This window comes from Streptomyces sp. NPDC093795 (genome assembly GCF_044764665.1).
Classification (GTDB): domain Bacteria; phylum Actinomycetota; class Actinomycetes; order Streptomycetales; family Streptomycetaceae; genus Streptomyces.
Map to the genome: position 1 here is coordinate 148,055 of NZ_JBIWIO010000005.1, position 17,612 is coordinate 165,666.

A 17,612-nucleotide genomic window follows, 5' to 3' on the forward strand; every position below is an offset into this window, starting at 1 on the left:
CCGACGACCGCGGGGCGGGTGCCGGTCTCGCCGATCGGCCCCGCCCCGCTCACCTCGCTACGACTACTTCCAGAGCGGCGGCTTGTTGTTGTTCTCCGCGTCGGCGCACTGGCGGGCGCGCCGCTCCAACGCGTCGGCGCGGGCGATGGCCTTGCGGGCCTCCGCCGTGGCGCCGAGACGCTTGAGCTGGGCCGCCCGGTCGCGCTCCTTGCGGGCGTCGGCCTTCAGCTTGTTGACGTTGCAGGTGATGGTGCCGGCGGCGGCGGGCTCCGCGGTCACCGTCTGGCCGAGCAGCACGCCTCCGGCGAGCAGCGTGGTGGCGAGCAGTGACGTCAGGGCGCGACGCGCGGTCTCCGTGTTACGCATGGTGGTTCTCCAACTTCCAGGCCGTGGAGGCCTGTTCGAGGCATGGTCAGTACCAGTCGGTAACTTTACCTCGGCAAACGTCGGATTCACGCCATCGCGGCCCTGCGGCACGTGATCGTCAACACCTTTCCACAGGACTCCCACTGACGAGGTGATAGGTGGCCCGCGCGTCCAGGAGCAGCGGGACGAGCGCCCGTCGCGATTGGCCCAGCGGCACGAACGCGCCCGAGCCCTCCGGGCGCACGGTGACGCCGTGCAGGGCGAGTTCGTCGCCCACCTCGGCGTACTGGGCGGCGTCGAGGCGGTAGCCGCACGGCGGGTCGGCGATGATCTCCCCGGGCTCCGGCGGGTCGTTGTCGGCGCCGCCGAGGTGGACCGGCCCCCGGTCGGCGTATCCGACGCTCCGGGCGATGGCGGTGGCCGCCGTGAGCCGTCCGCGCCGCTCCTCGACATAGGCGAAGGCACCTTCGAGAGCGACGTGCTGGGTGGCGACCCGGCGTCGGTGGTTGCGGGCGGGATCGTTCTGCTCGGCCTCGTCGAGCGCGTCCACCCGGGTCTCGACGAGCAGGCCCACGGAGTGCTTGATGCCGGCCGTGTTGCGCAGGATCCGCTCCTGGCCGTCACCGGCGACCTGCTTGAGCGGCTTTCCGGTGAGGGGGTCGGTCCAGATGCCGTAGATGCCGCTGCTGTAGCCGGCGAGCCCGGCGGCGGGCCTGACGTAGGCCTCGGAGAGGGTCCGGGACTCGTCGTGGACGTGCGGGTCGGTGTCGAGGCTGCGCGGCCAGAGGGCGAGCAGGTCCTTGTCGTAGTAGCGGGGGGTGGCACCGTACTCGTGCAGGTCGTAGACGAGTTCGGGGCGCCGGTCGCGGATGACGGCGGCGACCGCCCGCGCCTCGGCGGTCCGCAGGGCGATGTGGTCGCGGTTGACGTCGACGCCGTCGCCGTTGCCGCGGGTGTCGGCGTCCCGGCCGTCGGGGTTGGCGGTGGGGACGACGAGGAGGGTCGTACGGGCGAGGAAGCGCCGGGTCTCCGCGTCCTGGGCGTGGGCGAGGTCGCGCACCGTGCTCAGACAGGCCTCGCGGCCGGCGGGCTCGTCGCCGTGCTGGCTGCAGACGAGCAGCACGGTGGTGCGGCCCGTGCCGAGGGTGGCGAGCCGGAGCGGGCGGCCCTGCGCGGTGGTGCCGATCACCCGCAGCGACAGGCGTGCGCTCGCCCGGTCGACGGCCGCGAGGAAGTCCCGCTCCTCGGCCTCTGTGGTCCATCGCGCGCCCCGGCTCTCCTCGAATCCGGTGCGGGGCAGCGGCTTCACGGGAGCGCTGTCCGCCGCCTCTGCGGGGAGGGCGACGAGCGGCAGGGCGAGGGCCGCGGCGCCCGCCACGAGGGCGAGGGCGCGCCGCGAACTCCTTAGTGCGGTAGGGGGCTTCATCGGGCGGCTCCTGATCCGGGAAGGCGCGGCCCGGTGACGGCGGCCGGCGGTTCGGCGCCGCTCAGGGACGGTACGGCGGTGGGCGTCGGCACGGCCGGGTACGGCCCCGAGGTGGCCCCGGCGAAGGCCGCGGCACCGCCCACCAGCGGGAGCTTCGCCCAGGTGCGGGCGAGGTCGAGGGTCAGGGTCGGGGTGGTGGTCGGGGGGTCGAGCAGGTCCTTGTCGGTCCCGCCGACGATGAGGGCGAGCCGGTGTCCGGCCGGGACGACATGGTCGGTGGCGGCGAGGTCCAGGGTCATCGTGTACGCCCTGCCGGGGGTCAGCGGGCGTTCCTGCCGCGGGTCGGCCCAGGTGCCGAGATCGGCCCAGCCCCGGCTGACGACCGTGTAGCCGACGGCCGTCGTACGGGCCTCGGTCTCCTTGAAGCAGGCGCTGTCGCCGGGTGTGCTCGCGCCCCAGCAGGTGCGGTCGGTGCGGGTGGTGATGCCTTCGCCTGGGGCGCCGTAGTCGCGGATCGTGTCGGGTCCGAGGTCGACGAGGACGGCGGAGAGGTGCGCGGTGTCGGTGCTCGGGGTGGCGGTGACCGTCACCTTCGAGGAGCCGGCGATCCGCAGGTCACGGGAGAGGGGGCGGGTGACGAACCCGGCCTTCTCGGGGGTGGCGCTGTCGATCCGGGCTGCCCAGTCGAGCTCGCCGAGGCCGGGATCGTCGGTGAAGGTGGCGGTGGAGCCGGGGGCGGCGGGGGCGCGGCCGAGGACGCCCGGGCCCGCGGCGGCGCCGGGGGCGGGGCGCAGGGTGGTGCTCGTGGTGGCGCGCGGCGGCCAGTGCCGGTCGGTGGTCCAGCGGTCCGGGGCGCGCTCGATGTCGGCGACCGGCTCGCGGTCGATGCCGTTCTCGTAACCGAGGAGGTAGTGGTCGAACCAGCGGTGCAGGGTGTGGACCCAGTCGGCGCGGCGGAAGTCGAAGGGGTCGACGTGGCCGGTCTGGGAGAGCCAGATCTTCCGCTCGACGCCGTGGGCGGCGAGCGCGTCCCACCACTGGCCGAACTGGTTGGCCCGCACGTTGAGGTCCTGCTGTCCGTGCACGACGAAGACGCTCGCCTTGACCTTCCCCGCGTTCCGCACGTGGTCGCGCTCGGTCCAGGCCCGGGTCCAGTCACCGCTGTAGGGGGTGCCGGCGGCGACGCGGTCCTGGACGGCGCCGCAGCGGGCCCGCGCCTCGGGGCTGTTGACGTACTCGGAGAGCCAGCTCGGGTTGGCGTTGTAGAGGGGGGCGCCCTGGGAGTGGAAGTAGTCGTACCAGGAGGAGATGGCGCCGATCGGGACGATCGTCCTCAGTCCTTCGACGCCGGTGGCGGCGACGCCGTTGGCGACGGTGCCGTCCCAGCTCTTGCCGATCATGCCGACGTTCCCGGTGCTCCAGGTGGTGGCGCGGGCGCGGGTGTCCCCCGTACGGGAGGTGTAGCCGCGGGCCCGGCCGTTCAGCCAGTCGACGACGGCCTTGGCCGACTGGACGTCGGAGCGCCCGCCGACGTCGTCGCAGCCGTCGGAGCGGTTGGTGCCCGCGAGGTCGACGGCGGCGAAGGCGTATCCGCGGGGGACGAAGAAGTTGTCGTAGTAGAGCGGGAACTGGACGGGGTTCCCGTCGGCGTCGTAGGTCTTCCTCTGTCCCTCGTTGCCGCGTCCGCAGCAGGCGTAGTACGGGCTGGCGTCCATGATGACCGGGATCTTCCGGCCGGCCGCGGCGGTCTCCCGGGGGCGCACGATGTCGACGGCGACCCGGTCCGCGCGCCCGTCGCCGTCGCCGTCGAGGCCGGTGTCGACCCAGACGGACTCACGGATGGCGTCGGCGTACGAGTGCACGGGCCGGGACTCGCGACCGGAGGGTCCCGTGGGCTCCGGCTGTGCGCCCGCCGGGGTGACCAGGGTCGCGAGCAGGGCGGCGGCGGCCGCGGCCACGAGGGTTCCGTACGGCAGTCGGGCTCCGCGGGTTCTCCGCATTCGCATCGGCATGGGCGGGAAGTTACTCCGGTCAACTCCCGTGCAAAAGAGTGCCTGTTCCCGCAGAGGACGTGTTCACGTCGGTTTCGTGTGGCGATCGAGCCTCTCTCGACCGCGGTAGCTCCGGAGACGCGAGGGATTCATGTCGGCCGAATGGCGATCGTGTGACAGGGGTCCTCTGGACGTGACGGTGCGTCGGGGCGCTGAATAGTGTCCGGACTAAGGACCGACGCCCACCCACGCGTCTTACGCCTCCTATGACTTGGGGAGCACCCGTGCACCGCAGAATCATCGTTCCGAGCGCCCTCGCGGCCTCCTTGCTGCTGGCGATCCCGGCATCGGCGGCCGACTACTCTCCCGGGGCCCCGGGCATCGGCGACTCCTACTACCCCACCAGTGGCAACGGCGGCTACGACGTCTCCCACTACGACCTGCGCCTGAAGTACCAGCCCGCCACCGACCTCCTGGAGGGCACGGCGACGATCATCGCCACCACCAGGCAGAACCTGTCCCGGTTCAACCTCGATCTGGGTCTGGACGTCAGCGAGGTCCGGGTCAACGGCCGCCTCGCGAGGTTCACCACCTCGGGCGACCACGAGCTGGAAGTCACCCCGGCCACACCACTGGAGCGGAACAAGGCGATCTCGGTCGTCGTCCGCTACGCGGGCAAGCCCTCCGAGGTGAAGATCGACGGCTGGTCGGCCTGGGCCCGCACACCGGACGGCGGTGTCGCCGCGCAGGAGCCGGATTCGGCCGTCTGGTGGTTCCCGTCCAACGACCATCCCCTCGACAAGGCCACCTTCGACGTCTCCGTCTCGGTGCCGGACGGCCACCAGGCCATCAGCAACGGCGTGCTGCAGTCGCAGTCCTCGCGCCTCGGCTGGACCCGCTTCAACTGGCGCTCCGACAAGCCGCAGGCCACGTATCTGGCCACGCTCGCCGTCGGCAGGTTCGACATCACGACGGACAGGACGGCGAACGGGCTGCCCGTCCTCAACGCGTACAGCAAGGACCTCGGCGGCAACGACGGCGCGGCACGCGCCTCCATCGAGCGCACGACCGAGGTGGCGGAGTGGCTGGAGTCGGTCTTCGGGCCGTACCCCTTCAACTCCCTCGGCGGCTACGTGCCGAACGTGACCAGCGGTTACGCCCTGGAGACCCAGACCCGCCCGTTCTACAGCCCGCGCCAGTTCGCCAACGGCGCGAACGTGTCGGTGGTCGTCCACGAGCTGGCGCACCAGTGGTACGGCGACAGCGTGTCCGTCCGCGACTGGAAGGACATCTGGGTCAACGAGGGCTTCGCCCGCTACAGCCAGTGGCTGTGGTCGGAGAAGGAGGGCGAGGGCACGGCCCAGGAGCTCGCGGACTACGTGTACTCCATCCGGACCGCCGACGACCCGTTCTGGAAGGTGAAGCCGGGCGACCCGGGCGCGGAGAACCAGTTCCACATCGCCGTCTACGACCGGGGCGCGCTGGCGCTCCAGGCCCTGCGCAACGAGATCGGCGACGAGGACTTCTTCGCGATCCTGAAGGGCTGGCCGCAGGAGTTCGCCTACGGCAACGCGCGGGTCTCCGACTTCGTGCGGTACGCGGAGCGGGTCTCCGGCAAGCCGCTGGCCGGGCTCTTCGACACCTGGCTGTACCAGCCGTCGAAGCCGTCCGCGTCGACAGCGGCCGCGGCCGGCCTGTCCGCCCCGGCCGCGCGGTCGACCGCTCGGGCGACGGCGCCGTCGAAGCCGGAGCGGCCCGGGCCGGCGCAGCCCAGGTCGTGGAAGAAGATCGCGGAGACGAACACGGTTCACGAGACCGGGGAGCACCACCCGCACTGACCGCTACGTCGACCGGGGCCGTCCGTCAGCGCGAGGCGCGGCGGGCGGCATCGCGTGCCGTACGGGCCAGGGGGAGGTAGCGCAGCCGCTCCGGCAGCACGGGGACCACGAGCCGGACGACCCGGGCGAACCGGCGCAGGGCGCGCTCCTGGGCGTCCGTCCACTCCAGGCCGATGGCCTCCCGGGCGTCCGGCGGCATCAGGCCCACGGTGAGGAAGGCGCGTACCCGCAGGAACGGGCGGCGCAGGGCGGGCCAGAGCAGCCGGAGGGCGAGCCTGAGCGGCAGCGGGCCCCGGTCGGGGGCGGGCACCGGCTGGTCGGGGTCGAGCAGTTCCCGGACGACGACGGTCGCCTCCAACTCGTCCGCCAGGACCTTCCGGTAGTACGGCCAGAACTCCTCGATCGTCTGCGGCATGTCCCGGTCGTGGATGCCGAGGATCCGGCCGACCTGGAGCCATTCCGAGTACAGCTGCCGTTCCTGCGCCTCGGTGAGGGGCCGGGCGAGGAGGCGGAGCCCCCAGGTGTAGACGGGGAAGCCGGTTGCGTGGACCCAGGAGTAGTAGGCCGGGGTGAGAGCGTGGTAGCGGCGGCCGTGGGCGTCGGTGCCCTGGATGGTGCGGTGCAGTTCCCGCAGGCGGCGCCCTTCCCGTGCGGCGTCCTCGCCGCCGTAGATCCACAGCTGGAGCGAGCGCAGGGAGCGTTCGCCGCGGCCCCAGGGGTCGGTCCGGAAGACGGAGTGCGCGTCCACCCCGGCGCCGATCGCCGGGTGCGCGACCTGCATGGCGAGGGCGGCGGGCAGCATCAGGAGCGCCCGGATGTCACCGGCGACGCTCCACAGCACTCCGCCGACGGGCGGCCCCGTGGGGTCCGTGGGCTCGGCGGGGCCGGTGGGGTCGGTGGGTTGTACGTGTTCCATGGGGCTCTCCTCACCCTCCAGGCTGCACCCACGACGAAGGGGCCGTCACCCGGGCCCTGTGGACCCTGGTGACGGCCCCTTCCGGGGAGTACGGATCAGGCGCGGTCGGCGCCGACCGGCTCGCCGACGATACGGGCGGCGAGGGCGTGGGCCCAGGCGTCGACGTCCGCGGTGAGCTCGCGCTCGGCGGCGACGCGCTCGGCGGCGATCTTCTCGGCACCGGCGGTGATGATCGCGTCCCGCTCGGCGTTGCCCTCGGCGCGGGCGGCGGCGATGGCGACGGAGCCCTCCTCGACGGCCTTGGAGCGGATACGGGCCGCGTCGTGGCGGGCCTCGGCGAGCTCGGCCTCGTACTGCTCACGGATCTGCGTGGCCTCGGCGCGCAGGTCGTCGGCGCGGTCGGTGCCGCCTTCGATGGCGTCTTCGCGCGCGTCGAGGGTGCGGCGGATCTTCGGCAGGATGCCCTTCGCAAGGAAGAGGAAGGTGAGACCGAACAGGACCACGCCGAGGATGAGCTCGGCCCAGACGGGGTTGAGCGGACCGAGGTCCATCTTGAAAATCTGTGAGTTGCTCGCGAGGGTCATGCGCGCATTCTACCTGGACAAAAACACCACAAATCAGACAACGGTCAGAGAGTTGGCGCGCTTGTGCGAGCCCGGCAAGATTCCCGGCATCCAAAGGCTACCGGAAGGTAACCCTGGCTGATTGTATGTGCGGCGCCAGGTCAACCCCCCACCCTCTTTTGGGAGTTCACGTGTCGTTCGCCGCGCTCCGCCGTGCACCCGGCGCCACCCTTTCGCTCGCGCTCGCCGCCGCCACCCTGGCCGCGACCGCGCCGGGCGCGACCGCAGCCTCCGCCACGGCCGCCGAGGCCCCGCGTCTGAAGGTGCTCTCGTACAACGCGTTCCTGTTCTCCAAGACCCTGTACCCGAACTGGGGCCAGGACCACCGGGCCAAGGCGATCCCCGCCGCCTCCTTCTTCCAGGGGCAGGACGTCGTCGTCGTCCAGGAGGCCTTCGACAACGCCGCTTCGGACGCGCTCAAGGCGAACGCCGCGGACCGGTACCCGCACCAGACCCCGGTCATCGGCCGCAGCAAGACCGGCTGGGACGCCACCGGCGGGGCCTACTCCGCGACGACGCCCGAGGACGGCGGCGTGACGATCCTCAGCAAGTGGCCGATCGTCCGCAAGGAGCAGTACGTCTACAAGGACGCCTGCGGCGCCGACTGGTACTCGAACAAGGGGTTCGCGTACGCCGTGCTCGACGTGAACGGCAGCCGGGTCCACGTCGTCGGCACCCACGCCCAGTCCACCGACCCGGGCTGCTCGGCGGGCGAGGCCGCGCAGATGCGCAGCCGCCAGTTCAAGGCGCTCGACGCCTTCCTCGACGCCAAGAACATCCCGGCGAACGAGCAGGTGATCGTCGCCGGTGACATGAACGTCGACTCCCACACGCCCGAGTACGGCACGATGCTCGCCGACGCGGGCCTGGCGGGCACGGACTCCCGCACCGGCCACCCGTACTCCTTCGACACCGACCTGAACTCGATCGCCTCCGAGCGCTACCCGGACGACCCGCGCGAGGACCTCGACTACGTCCTCTTCCGCGCCGGGAACGCCCGCCCCGCGGGCTGGACCAACCACGTGATCCTGGAGCAGAGCGCTCCGTGGACGGTCTCCAGCTGGGGCACGCGGTACACGTACACCAACCTCTCCGACCACTACCCGGTCGTCGGGTTCTGACCTCTCCGACCCGGCGACCGGCGGCGGGCGCGGCTCAGTACCCGTACCTGCCGAAGAGGCTGTAGAGCCAGACGCCGAGTACCCCGGCGACGCAGAGCAGCACGAAGAAGGAACCCAGGCTCGTGTGCCGCTGCCTGCGGGGCCGGCGGGGTCGGGCGGCAGGAGCCGCCCGACCCGGCTTTCTCTGCTTGCCCGGCACCCGCCCCGAAGGCCGGGGAGCCGGCTCGACGGCCGCGGCGACCTCGGCGAGGAGACTCCGGCAGACCGCTGCCAGCTCCGCCGTCCCGGCCGTCAGGTCCACGACCACCTCGGTCCGGGCCGGGGCGGTGGTCCCCCCGTCGAGGAGCCGCCCGGCGCGCAGCAGCGCCTGGTCCTTCCCCCCGGTCGGACCGAGGCTGATCCACCGCCCCACGTGCTCGCCCCGGATCACCACACCGCCGCCCCGCTCCCGGTAGACGGTGTGCTCCCGCCACAGGACCGCGGCCAACTCGTCTGCCGTCTCCCTGAGTTGCGTGTACATCTGAATCCCCTGTCCCCAAACCCCCGGTCCGAACAGCCGCAGACTCTAGCCCGCGCCCGCCGAACCCTTCACGACACCCCGGCCCCGCGCCCCTTACGCGCCGAAGTCATACACGGTGACCGATATCCCCCGCTCCACGAGCCGCCGGACGACCAGGGGCTCGACCCGCTCCCAGGAACCTCCGGCGAGCCCGCAGCCGATGCGCGGCATGTGGACGGAGGCGCCGAGCTCGGTCGCCCTGTCGGCGAGCAGCCCGAGCGCGGCGTCGATCGCCTCGTACCGCACGGGCACGCCGGTGCTGCGCCCGGTGCGTATCCCCCGCTGCCCCACCAGATTGGCCACCCAGAGGTACGGCTCGACCTGGACGAGCTGGGCGGCGCCGAGGCCGAAGTCGTTCCGCGCCCGCTCGCGGTGCCAGCGCCGGTAGGCCGCCTCCGGTTCGCTCCAGCGGCGTGAGACCGCCACGACGAAGCCCTTGCCCCAGCCGCCGAGGTCGTTGCAGACATGGGCGACGATCTTGACGCCCTTGCCCCGCGGTGAGGTCGCGTCCCCCTGGACGTACGTGATGCCGGTCATGTCGATCACGCTACGCGCCGCCACTGACAGCGCTGCCCCCGCCGATGACGGCGGCCCCTTACGGGCGGACGTAGCGGCGGATGCGGTAGCGGAGGGTGGTGGTGGAGTGCTGCCAGTCGGTGTCTTCGGCGAGCTGCCAGGTGGGGTCCACGGCGGGGGCGTAGGTGTCCCCGGCGATCGGGGTGTCGACCTCCGTCACCGAGAGCGTGGCCGCGTGCGGGAGGGCGGCGCGGTAGATCTCGCCGCCGCCCATCACCCACGTCGTGCCCGTGCCGGTCGGGTCGGACGCGAGGTGCAACGCCGTTTCGATCGAGTCGGCGCGCTCCGCGCCTTCGGCCGTCCAGTGCGGATCACGCGTCACCACGATGTTGCGCCGGCCGGACAGCGGGCGGAACCGCGCGGGCAGCGAGTCCCAGGTCCTGCGCCCCATGATCACGGGGTGGCCGAGGGTGGTCGCCTTGAAGTGCGCCATGTCCTCGGGGAGGCGCCACGGGATCGTGTTGCCCGCGCCGATCACGCCCTCGGGGGTCTGGGCCCAGATCAGTCCGACGGTCATGCCGTCGGTGGTGCCGATGGTGCCGGTGCTCATACGGCGACCTGCGCCTTGATCGCGGGGTGGTGGCGGTAGTCCACGATCTCCACGTCGGGGTACGTGTACGCGAACAGCGAGTCGGCCTTGTGGAGGCGCAGCTCCGGGAAGTCGTACGGCGTGCGCGAGAGCTGCTCGGTGACCTGCTCCACGTGGTTGTCGTAGATGTGGCAGTCGCCGCCGGTCCAGATGAAGTCGCCCGGCTCAAGACCCGTCTGCTGCGCCACCATGTGGGTGAGCAGGGCGTAGCTCGCGATGTTGAACGGGACGCCGAGGAACAGGTCGGCGCTGCGCTGGTACAGCTGGCAGGAGAGCCTGCCGTCGGCGACGTAGAACTGGAAGAAGGCGTGGCACGGGGCGAGCGCCATGCGGTCGAGTTCGGCGACGTTCCAGGCGGAGACGATCATCCGTCGGGAGTCCGGGTCGTCGCGCAGGGTGTCGAGGACCTGGCTGATCTGGTCGACGTGCCGGCCGTCGGGCGTGGGCCAGGAGCGCCACTGCACGCCGTAGACCGGGCCGAGCTCGCCGTCCGCGTCGGCCCACTCGTCCCAGATGCTGACGCCGTGCTCCCGCAGCCACCCGACGTTCGAGTCGCCGCGAAGGAACCACAGCAGCTCGTACACGATGGACTTGAGGTGCACCTTCTTGGTGGTGACCAGCGGGAACCCCTGGGAGAGGTCATAGCGGAGCTGGTGCCCGAAGACACTTCGGGTGCCGGTCCCGGTCCGGTCGGCCTTGGCCGTCCCGGAGGTGAGCACCAGTCGCAACAGGTCTTCGTACTGTGTATCGGCCACGGACGTCGAGTTTACTGCCGGCCGCGGGATGTCCCGTACCCGCGCTCTTCTACAGCGATGGTGAGACAGCAATACTGTTCAAGCGACCCGGACCGGCGGGTCGGCCGGCAGGGGAAGTGAGGGCACGCTGTGCCGAGTGAAGACGTGCCGAGCTACACCGTCGACGAGCTGGCCGCGCGGGCCGGCGTCACGGTGCGGACCGTGCGGTTCTACGGGACCCGGGGGCTGCTGCCGCCGCCCGTGATCGGGGCGCGGCGGGTCGGGCACTACGGGCCGGGGCACCTGGCGCGGCTCGCGCTCATCGAGGAGCTCCAGCGGCGGGGCATGACGCTCGCGGCGATCGAGCGGTACGTGGAGCAGTTGCCGCCCGACCTCAGCGCCCAGGACCTCGCGATCCACCGGGCCCTCGTCGCCTCCTGGGCGCCCGAGTCGGCCGAGGTCATCACCCGGCGCGAGCTCGAACGGCGCGCCGGGCGGGCGCTCACCGGGCAGGACATCGACCGGCTTGCCGCAATGGGCGTACTCGACCGGACCTACGACGCCCGGACCGACGATGCCCGGGGCGATGACGCCCGGGCCGACGGCGACCCGACCGACGGCGACCGGACCGGCGACGGCCAAACCGGCGACGACCCGACCGACGACGCCGACACCTTCCGGCTCGACGGGTCTCTGCTGCGGCTCGGCGTGGAGCTGCTCGACGTGCCGATCGAGCACGAGACGATCCTCGCCTCCCGGACCGTGCTCCTGGAGCACGCCCGCGCCGCCGCCCAGGAGCTCTCGCGGCTCTTCCAGGAGCAGGTGTGGAACCCGTACAAGGAGAGCGGTGAGGACCCGGACCACCTGACCGCGATGAGGTCGCTCTCGGCGCACATGCAGCCGATGGTGGTCCAGGCCCTCGTCACCGCCTTCCAGCGCTCGCTGAGCGAGGAGCTGAGGGCCGCGTTCAGGAGTCGGTGAAGACCTCGCCCCGGTCCGCCTTCTCCACCAGGAGGGCCGGGGGCTCGAACCGCTCCCCGTACGTGGCCGCCAGCTCGCGGGCGCGGGTGACGAAGCCCGCGACACCACCCTCGTACCCGTTGACGTACTGCAGGACGCCGCCGGTCCAGGCCGGGAAGCCGATGCCCATGATGGAGCCGATGTTGGCGTCGGCGACCGACGTCAGGACGCCCTCCTCCAGGAGCCGGACGGTGTCCAGGGCCTCGGCGAAGAGCATCCGCTCCTGCATGTCGCGGAACGGGATCTCGTGTCCGGGCTTGGCGAAGTGCTCGCGCAGGCCCGGCCACAGCTTGCCGCGCTTCCCGTCCTCCCCGTACTCGTAGAAGCCCGCGCCGCCGCTGCGTCCGGGCCGCCCGAACTCGTCGACCATGCGGTCGATCACGGCCTCGCCGGGGTGCGTGACCCAGGTCCCGCCGGCCTCCTCGATCGCCCGCCTGCTCTCGTTGCGGATCTTGCGGGGCAGGGTGAGGGTCAGCTCGTCCATGAGGGAGAGGACCTTGGCGGGGTAGCCGGCCTGGGCGGCGGCCTGCTCGATCGAGGCGGGCTCGATGCCCTCGCCGAGCATGGCGACGCCCTCGTTGATGAAGTGGCCGATCACGCGGGAGGTGAAGAAGCCGCGCGAGTCGTTGACGACGATCGGCGTCTTGTTGATCTGCCGGACGAGGTCGAAGGCGCGGGCGAGGGCCTCGTCGCCGGTCCGCTCGCCCTTGATGATCTCGACGAGCGGCATCTTGTCGACGGGCGAGAAGAAGTGCAGGCCGATGAAGTCGGACTGGCGCTCCACGCCCTCGGCGAGGACGGAGATCGGCAGGGTGGAGGTGTTGGAGCAGAGCAGGGCGTCGGGGGCGACGACGGCCTGGATCTCCTGGAAGACCTTGTGCTTGAGCGCGGTGTCCTCGAAGACCGCCTCGATGACGGCGTCGCAGCCCGCCAGGTCGCGGACCTCGGCGGTCGGCGTGATCCGGGCCAGGAGCGCGTCGGCCTTGTCCTGGGTGGTACGGCCGCGGGACACGGCCTTGGCGCAGAGCGCCTCCGAGTAGGCCTTGCCCTTGGCGGCGGACTCGGCGGAGACGTCCTTGAGGACGACCTCGATGCCGGCGCGGGCGCAGGAGTACGCGATGCCGGCGCCCATCATGCCGGCGCCGAGGACGGCGACCTTGCGGACCTGGCTCCGCGCGATGTCCTTCGGGCGGCTCGCGCCCGAGTTCACCGCCTGGAGGTCGAAGAAGAAGGCCTGGATCATGTTCTTCGCGGTCTGGCCGACGACCAGCTCGGTGAAGTAGCGGGACTCGATGGTGAGCGCGGTCTCGAAGTCGACCTGGGAGCCCTCGACGGCGGCCGCCATGATGTTGCGGGGGGCCGGGTAGGGGGCGCCGTTCAGCTGCTTGCGCAGGTTGGCCGGGAAGGCGGGCAGGTTGGCGGCGAACTTCGGGTTCGACGGGGTCCCGCCGGGGATCTTGTAGCCGGGTACGTCCCAGGGCTGCCGCGACTCGGGGTGCGCGTCGATGAAGGCGATGGCCTTGGCCATCATCTCCTCGGGGCCGGCGGCGACCGCGTCGACGAGTCCGTTCTCCAGGGCGCGCTTCGGGGTGTACTGGGTGCCCTGGAGCAGCACCTTGAGGAGGGCGTCGGTGATTCCCATGAGGCGTACGGTGCGGGCGACGCCGCCGCCGCCCGGCAGCAGGCCGAGGGTGACCTCGGGCAGGCCGATCTTGGAGCCGGGGGCGTCGAGCGCGACGCGGTGGTGGGAGGCGAGCGCGATCTCGTAACCGCCGCCGAGCGCGGCTCCGTTGATCGCGGCGACGACGGGCTTGCCGAGGGTCTCGATGCGGCGCAGCGCCTTCTTCATCTCCATGGCGGCGTCGAAGATGGACTCGGCGTGCTCGGGGCCCGCCTTGACCATGTCCTTGAGGTCGCCTCCGGCGAAGAAGGTCTTCTTGGCGGAGGTGTAGATGATGCCGCGGATGGAGTCCTTCTCGGCCTCCAGGCGGTCGGCCACGGCGGTGATGGAGGCCCGGAAGGCCTGGTTCATGGTGTTGGCGGACTGGTCGGGGTCGTCCAGGACGAGGGTGACGATCCCGGTCTCGTCCTGCTCCCAGCGGATGGTGGTGCGCTCGCTCATGACTGATGCTTCTCCGTTTGAGGGGTTCGGACGGGACGGTCAGACGCGCTCGACGACGGTGGCGATGCCCATGCCGCCGCCCACGCAGAGGGTGGCGAGGCCGTAGCGCTTGTCCTGCCGCTCCAGCTCGTCGACGAGGGTGCCGAGGATCATCGCGCCGGTGGCGCCGAGCGGGTGGCCGAGCGCGATGGCTCCGCCGTTGACGTTGACCTTGTCCAGGGAGATCCCCATGTCCTTGACGAAGCGGAGGACGACGGCCGCGAAGGCCTCGTTGATCTCGATCAGGTCGATGTCGTCGATGGTGAGGCCGGCCTTGGCGAGCGCCTTGCGGGTCGCGGGGGCGGGGCCGGTGAGCATGATGGTCGGCTCGGAGCCGGAGACGGCGGCCGAGACGATCCGGGCGCGGGGCGTGAGCCCGTACCGCTCACCGACCTCCTTGGAGCCGATGGCGACGAGGGAGGCGCCGTCGACGATGCCGGAGGAGTTGCCCGCGTGGTGGACGTGGTCGATCTCCTCGACCCAGTGGTACTTCTGCAGCGCCACGGCGTCGAAGCCGCCGAGTTCGCCGATGTCGGCGAAGGAGGGCTTGAGGCGGGCGAGGGAGTCGGCGGTGGTGCCGGGGCGCAGGTGCTCGTCGTGGTCGAGGACGACGAGTCCGGCGCGGTCGCGGACGGGGACGACGGAGCGGGCGAAGCGCCCGTCCTTCCAGGCGGCGGCGGCCCGCTCCTGGGAGAGTTCCGCGTACTCGTCGACGTCGCGGCGGGTGAAGCCCTCGATGGTGGCGATGAGGTCGGCGCCGATGCCCTGGGGGACGAAGTTGGTGTCGAGGTTCGTCATCGGGTCGGAGAACCAGGCGCCGCCGTCGGAGGCCATCGGCACCCGGGACATGGACTCGACTCCGCCGGCGAGGACGAGGTCCTCCCAGCCGGAGCGGACCTTCATCGCGGCCATGTTGACCGCTTCGAGACCGGAGGCACAGAAGCGGTTCTCCTGGACGCCCGCGACGGTGTCGGGGAGTCCGGCGGCGATGGCGGCGATCCGGGCGATGTCGGAGCCCTGGTCGCCGACGGGCCCGACGACGCCGAGGACGATGTCGTCGATCGCGGCGGGGTCGAGGTCGGGGTTGCGGGCCTGGATCTCCCGGATGAGGCCGACGACCAGGTCGATGGGCTTGGTGCCGTGCAGGGAGCCGTTGGCCTTGCCGCGTCCGCGCGGGGTGCGGATCGCGTCGTACACGTACGCTTCGGTGCTCACGGAAAGCCTTTCGCGATGAGGGTGGGAGAAGTCGGGCGGCGGGAGGTCAGCCGAGGAGGGAACGGCCGATGATCTCCTTCATGATCTCGGTGGTGCCGCCGTAGATGGTCTGGATCCGGCCGTCGGTGTAGGCGCGGGCCACCGGGAATTCGCTCATGTAGCCGTATCCACCATGCAGTTGCAGGCACCGGTCGGCGACCCGCTTCTGGAGCTCGGTCGCCCACCACTTGGCCATGGAGGCGTGGACGGCGTCGAGCGCGCCGTTCGCGTGTTCTTCGATGCAGCGGTCGACGAAGGTGCGGGTGACGGCGCACTCGGTGGCCATCTCCGCGATCTCGAAGCGGATGTGCTGGAGCCGGGCGAGGGGCCGGCCGAAGGCCTCCCGCTCCTTGACGTACCGGGTGGTGATCTCCAGGAGGTGCTCGGCGCCCGCGATGCCGGCGACGGCGATGGCGAGACGCTCCTGGGCGAGGTTGGTCATGAGGTGGATGAAAGCGCCGTTGAGCTCGCCGAGCAGGTTCTCCTTGGGGACGCGGACGTCCGTGAAGAACAGTTCGGCGGTGTCCTGGGACTTCTGGCCGATCTTGTCCAGGTTCCGGCCGCGTTCGAAGCCCTCGGCGCCGCGCTCGACGACGAGGAGGGAGAGGCCGTGCGCGCCGCCCTCGGGGGTGGTGCGGGCGACGACGATCACGAGGTCGGCGAGGATGCCGTTGGAGATGAAGGTCTTGGAGCCGTTGAGGATCCAGTGGTCGCCGTGGTCCTCGGCGGTCGTACGGATGCCCTGGAGGTCCGAGCCGGCGCCGGGTTCCGTCATGGCGATGGCGGTGATCAGCTCGCCGGAGCAGAAGCCGGGCAGCCACCGTCGCTTCTGCTCCTCGGTGCCGAGCGAGGTGAGGTACGGGCCGATGATGTCGTTGTGCAGGCCGATGGCGAGTCCGGGGGCGCCGGCCCGGGTGAACTCCTCGGCGAGGACGGCGCCGTAGCGGAAGTCGGGGTTGCCGCCGCCTCCGTACTCCTCGTCGACGGCGAGGCCGAGCAGCCCCTGTCGTCCGGCGGCGAGCCAGACCTCGCGGGAGACGACGCCGTCCTTCTCCCACTGCTCGTAGTGGGGCAGCACCTCCTTCTCCAGGAAGGTGCGGACGACTCCCCGGAAGGCCTCGTGGTCGGCGGTGTAGAGCTGACGCTTCATGCTTCGGTCTCCTGGGGCTGCTGGGTGCGCTGGGCGTGCTGCGTCTGCTGGGTCTGCTGGGTCTGCGGGGTCTGCTGGCCGGGCTGGGTCTGCTGGCCGGGCTGGGTCTGCTTCGGGCTTTCGAGTGCGGGGACGGACCAGTCGAGGGCGACGGCCGCGGTATCGGCACCGGGCAGGGCAGGGCCCGTACGCAGGCTGCCGGGGGTGACGGAGAAGCGGGGCGCGGGGGCGGGCTGGGCGATGCCGCCGTGCTCGGTGAAGGTGGCGCGGGCGGCGAGGTGCGGGTGGGCGGGGGCCTCGCGCAGCGAGAGGACGGGCGCGACGCAGGCGTCACTCCCGTCGAAGACCGCTGTCCACTCCTCGCGGGTACGGCTCCGGAAACGCCCGGCGACGGCCTCGCGCAGCTCGGGCCAGCGGGCGAGGTCCCGGCGCGCGGGTGCGACGTCCTCGACGCCGAGGAGGCGGACGAACTCCGCGTAGAACTGCTCCTCGAGGGCCCCGACCGCCATGTGGCCGCCGTCGGAGGTCTCGTACACGCCGTAGAAGGGGCAGCCGCCGTCGAGGAGGTTGACGCCCCGCCGGTCCTGCCAGCCGCCGGCCGCGAGCATGCCGTGGATCATGGTGGTGAGGTGGGCTGTGCCGTCGACGATGGCGGCGTCCACGACCTGGCCCTCGCCGTGCGCGCGGGCGTGCTGGAGCGCGGCGAGGACGCCGATGACGAGATAGAGGGAGCCGCCCGCGTAGTCGCCGACGAGATTGGCCGGGACGGTGGGCGGGCCGTCCGGGTCGGGGCCGATCATGCCGAGCGCGCCGGTGATCGCGATGTAGCCGATGTCGTGGCCGGCGGTCGAGGCGAGCGGTCCGTCCTGGCCCCAGCCGGTCATCCGCCCGTAGACGAGCCGCGGATTGCGGGCGAGGCAAGTGTCGGGGCCGACGCCGAGGCGCTCGGCGACGCCGGGCCGGTAGCCCTCGATCAGGATGTCGGCCCGCTCGACCAGGTCGAGGACGGTGGCCGGGCCGCCGTCGGCCTTGAGGTCGACGAGGACCGAGCGCTTGTTGCGGTTGGTGAGGTCGCGGGCCGGGTCGATGCCGAGACCGGGACCGCCGGGGCGGTCGACGCGGACGACGTCGGCACCCAGGTCGGCGAGGAGCATGGCGGCGAAGGGGCCGGGGCCGATGCCGGCGAGTTCGACCACGCGTACCCCGGCGAGCGGGCCGTCCCCGGTGGTGTGTGTCGTGCTCATCGAGCCCCCAGGCATGTGTGACACCAATGATGTAACACCGGAGA

At 71.7% G+C, this 17,612-nt stretch carries 16 protein-coding genes; 3 read left to right on the forward strand and 13 right to left on the reverse strand.

Annotated features, from left to right (window positions below):
- Positions 1 to 63: 63 nt before the first annotated feature.
- The 3 genes from ACIRB7_RS15730 to ACIRB7_RS15740 all read right to left on the reverse strand — a co-directional run bounded on the left by ACIRB7_RS15730 (position 64) and on the right by ACIRB7_RS15740 (position 3,804).
- Entirely contained in the window at positions 64 to 366 is a 303-nt protein-coding gene (locus ACIRB7_RS15730) for a hypothetical protein (RefSeq protein ID WP_403598023.1), read from the reverse strand.
- A 118-nt stretch (positions 367 to 484) separates the two neighbouring features.
- A complete protein-coding gene (locus ACIRB7_RS15735) occupies positions 485 to 1,792 on the reverse strand; it encodes a M14 family metallocarboxypeptidase (RefSeq protein WP_403598026.1) in 1,308 nt (435 codons plus the stop codon).
- Positions 1,789 to 3,804, reverse strand: a complete 2,016-nt coding sequence (locus ACIRB7_RS15740; RefSeq protein ID WP_403598029.1) for a Xaa-Pro dipeptidyl-peptidase — start codon at positions 3,802 to 3,804, stop codon at positions 1,789 to 1,791. Before ACIRB7_RS15740 ends, ACIRB7_RS15735 begins: the two co-directional genes overlap by 4 nt.
- A 263-nt stretch (positions 3,805 to 4,067) precedes the next feature.
- Between ACIRB7_RS15740 and ACIRB7_RS15745 the strand changes: the two genes are divergently transcribed.
- The gene (locus tag ACIRB7_RS15745) at positions 4,068 to 5,621 is read left to right on the forward strand and encodes a M1 family metallopeptidase (protein WP_403598031.1); all 1,554 of its coding nucleotides are present in this window, start codon (positions 4,068 to 4,070) and stop codon (positions 5,619 to 5,621) included.
- A gap of 25 nt (positions 5,622 to 5,646) precedes the next feature.
- Here ACIRB7_RS15745 and ACIRB7_RS15750 read toward each other — a convergent pair whose 3' ends face one another.
- Both ACIRB7_RS15750 and ACIRB7_RS15755 read right to left on the reverse strand, forming a co-directional pair.
- Positions 5,647 to 6,537, reverse strand: coding sequence for an oxygenase MpaB family protein (locus ACIRB7_RS15750; RefSeq protein ID WP_403598033.1), 891 nt, complete (start codon positions 6,535 to 6,537; stop codon positions 5,647 to 5,649).
- Between the two features lie 95 nt (positions 6,538 to 6,632).
- Complete coding sequence (locus ACIRB7_RS15755) at positions 6,633 to 7,121, reverse strand: hypothetical protein (RefSeq protein WP_403598035.1); 489 nt, start codon at positions 7,119 to 7,121, stop codon at positions 6,633 to 6,635.
- 125 nt (positions 7,122 to 7,246) lie between these two features.
- Here ACIRB7_RS15755 and sph point away from each other — a divergent pair, with 125 nt between their 5' ends.
- Positions 7,247 to 8,281 carry a sphingomyelin phosphodiesterase gene (sph, locus tag ACIRB7_RS15760; RefSeq protein ID WP_403598038.1) on the forward strand — a complete coding sequence of 345 codons (1,035 nt, stop codon included), beginning with the start codon at positions 7,247 to 7,249 and terminating at the stop codon, positions 8,279 to 8,281.
- Positions 8,282 to 8,315: 34 nt separating this feature from the next.
- Here the strand turns inward: sph and ACIRB7_RS15765 are convergent, their stop codons facing one another.
- From ACIRB7_RS15765 to ACIRB7_RS15780, 4 genes are all read right to left on the reverse strand, one after another.
- Complete coding sequence (locus tag ACIRB7_RS15765) at positions 8,316 to 8,801, reverse strand: hypothetical protein (RefSeq protein ID WP_403598041.1); 486 nt, start codon at positions 8,799 to 8,801, stop codon at positions 8,316 to 8,318.
- Positions 8,802 to 8,894: 93 nt separating this feature from the next.
- Positions 8,895 to 9,377 carry a macro domain-containing protein gene (locus tag ACIRB7_RS15770; RefSeq protein WP_403598044.1) on the reverse strand — a complete coding sequence of 161 codons (483 nt, stop codon included), beginning with the start codon at positions 9,375 to 9,377 and terminating at the stop codon, positions 8,895 to 8,897.
- A gap of 58 nt (positions 9,378 to 9,435) precedes the next feature.
- On the reverse strand, positions 9,436 to 9,933 hold the full coding sequence (locus tag ACIRB7_RS15775; RefSeq protein WP_403598824.1) for a dihydrofolate reductase: 498 nt from the start codon (positions 9,931 to 9,933) through the stop codon (positions 9,436 to 9,438).
- 29 nt (positions 9,934 to 9,962) lie between these two features.
- Positions 9,963 to 10,760, reverse strand: a complete 798-nt coding sequence (locus tag ACIRB7_RS15780; RefSeq protein WP_403598047.1) for a thymidylate synthase — start codon at positions 10,758 to 10,760, stop codon at positions 9,963 to 9,965.
- 129 nt (positions 10,761 to 10,889) lie between these two features.
- Here ACIRB7_RS15780 and ACIRB7_RS15785 point away from each other — a divergent pair, with 129 nt between their 5' ends.
- A complete protein-coding gene (locus ACIRB7_RS15785) occupies positions 10,890 to 11,720 on the forward strand; it encodes a MerR family transcriptional regulator (protein ID WP_403598049.1) in 831 nt (276 codons plus the stop codon).
- Here ACIRB7_RS15785 and ACIRB7_RS15790 read toward each other — a convergent pair.
- From ACIRB7_RS15790 to ACIRB7_RS15805, 4 genes are read right to left on the reverse strand one after another with little or no spacing between them, the layout of a single operon-like run.
- Positions 11,707 to 13,881, reverse strand: coding sequence for a 3-hydroxyacyl-CoA dehydrogenase NAD-binding domain-containing protein (locus ACIRB7_RS15790; RefSeq protein WP_403598052.1), 2,175 nt, complete (start codon positions 13,879 to 13,881; stop codon positions 11,707 to 11,709). The two genes, ACIRB7_RS15785 and ACIRB7_RS15790, sit on opposite strands and share 14 nt — an antisense overlap.
- A gap of 39 nt (positions 13,882 to 13,920) precedes the next feature.
- Positions 13,921 to 15,135, reverse strand: a complete 1,215-nt coding sequence (locus tag ACIRB7_RS15795) for an acetyl-CoA C-acetyltransferase (RefSeq protein WP_403598054.1) — start codon at positions 15,133 to 15,135, stop codon at positions 13,921 to 13,923.
- 46 nt (positions 15,136 to 15,181) lie between these two features.
- Positions 15,182 to 16,324, reverse strand: coding sequence for an acyl-CoA dehydrogenase family protein (locus ACIRB7_RS15800; RefSeq protein ID WP_403598057.1), 1,143 nt, complete (start codon positions 16,322 to 16,324; stop codon positions 15,182 to 15,184).
- A complete protein-coding gene (locus ACIRB7_RS15805; RefSeq protein WP_403598060.1) occupies positions 16,321 to 17,568 on the reverse strand; it encodes a CaiB/BaiF CoA transferase family protein in 1,248 nt (415 codons plus the stop codon). The genes ACIRB7_RS15800 and ACIRB7_RS15805 overlap by 4 nt, the downstream gene beginning before the upstream one ends.
- Between the last annotated feature and the right edge of the window lie 44 nt (positions 17,569 to 17,612).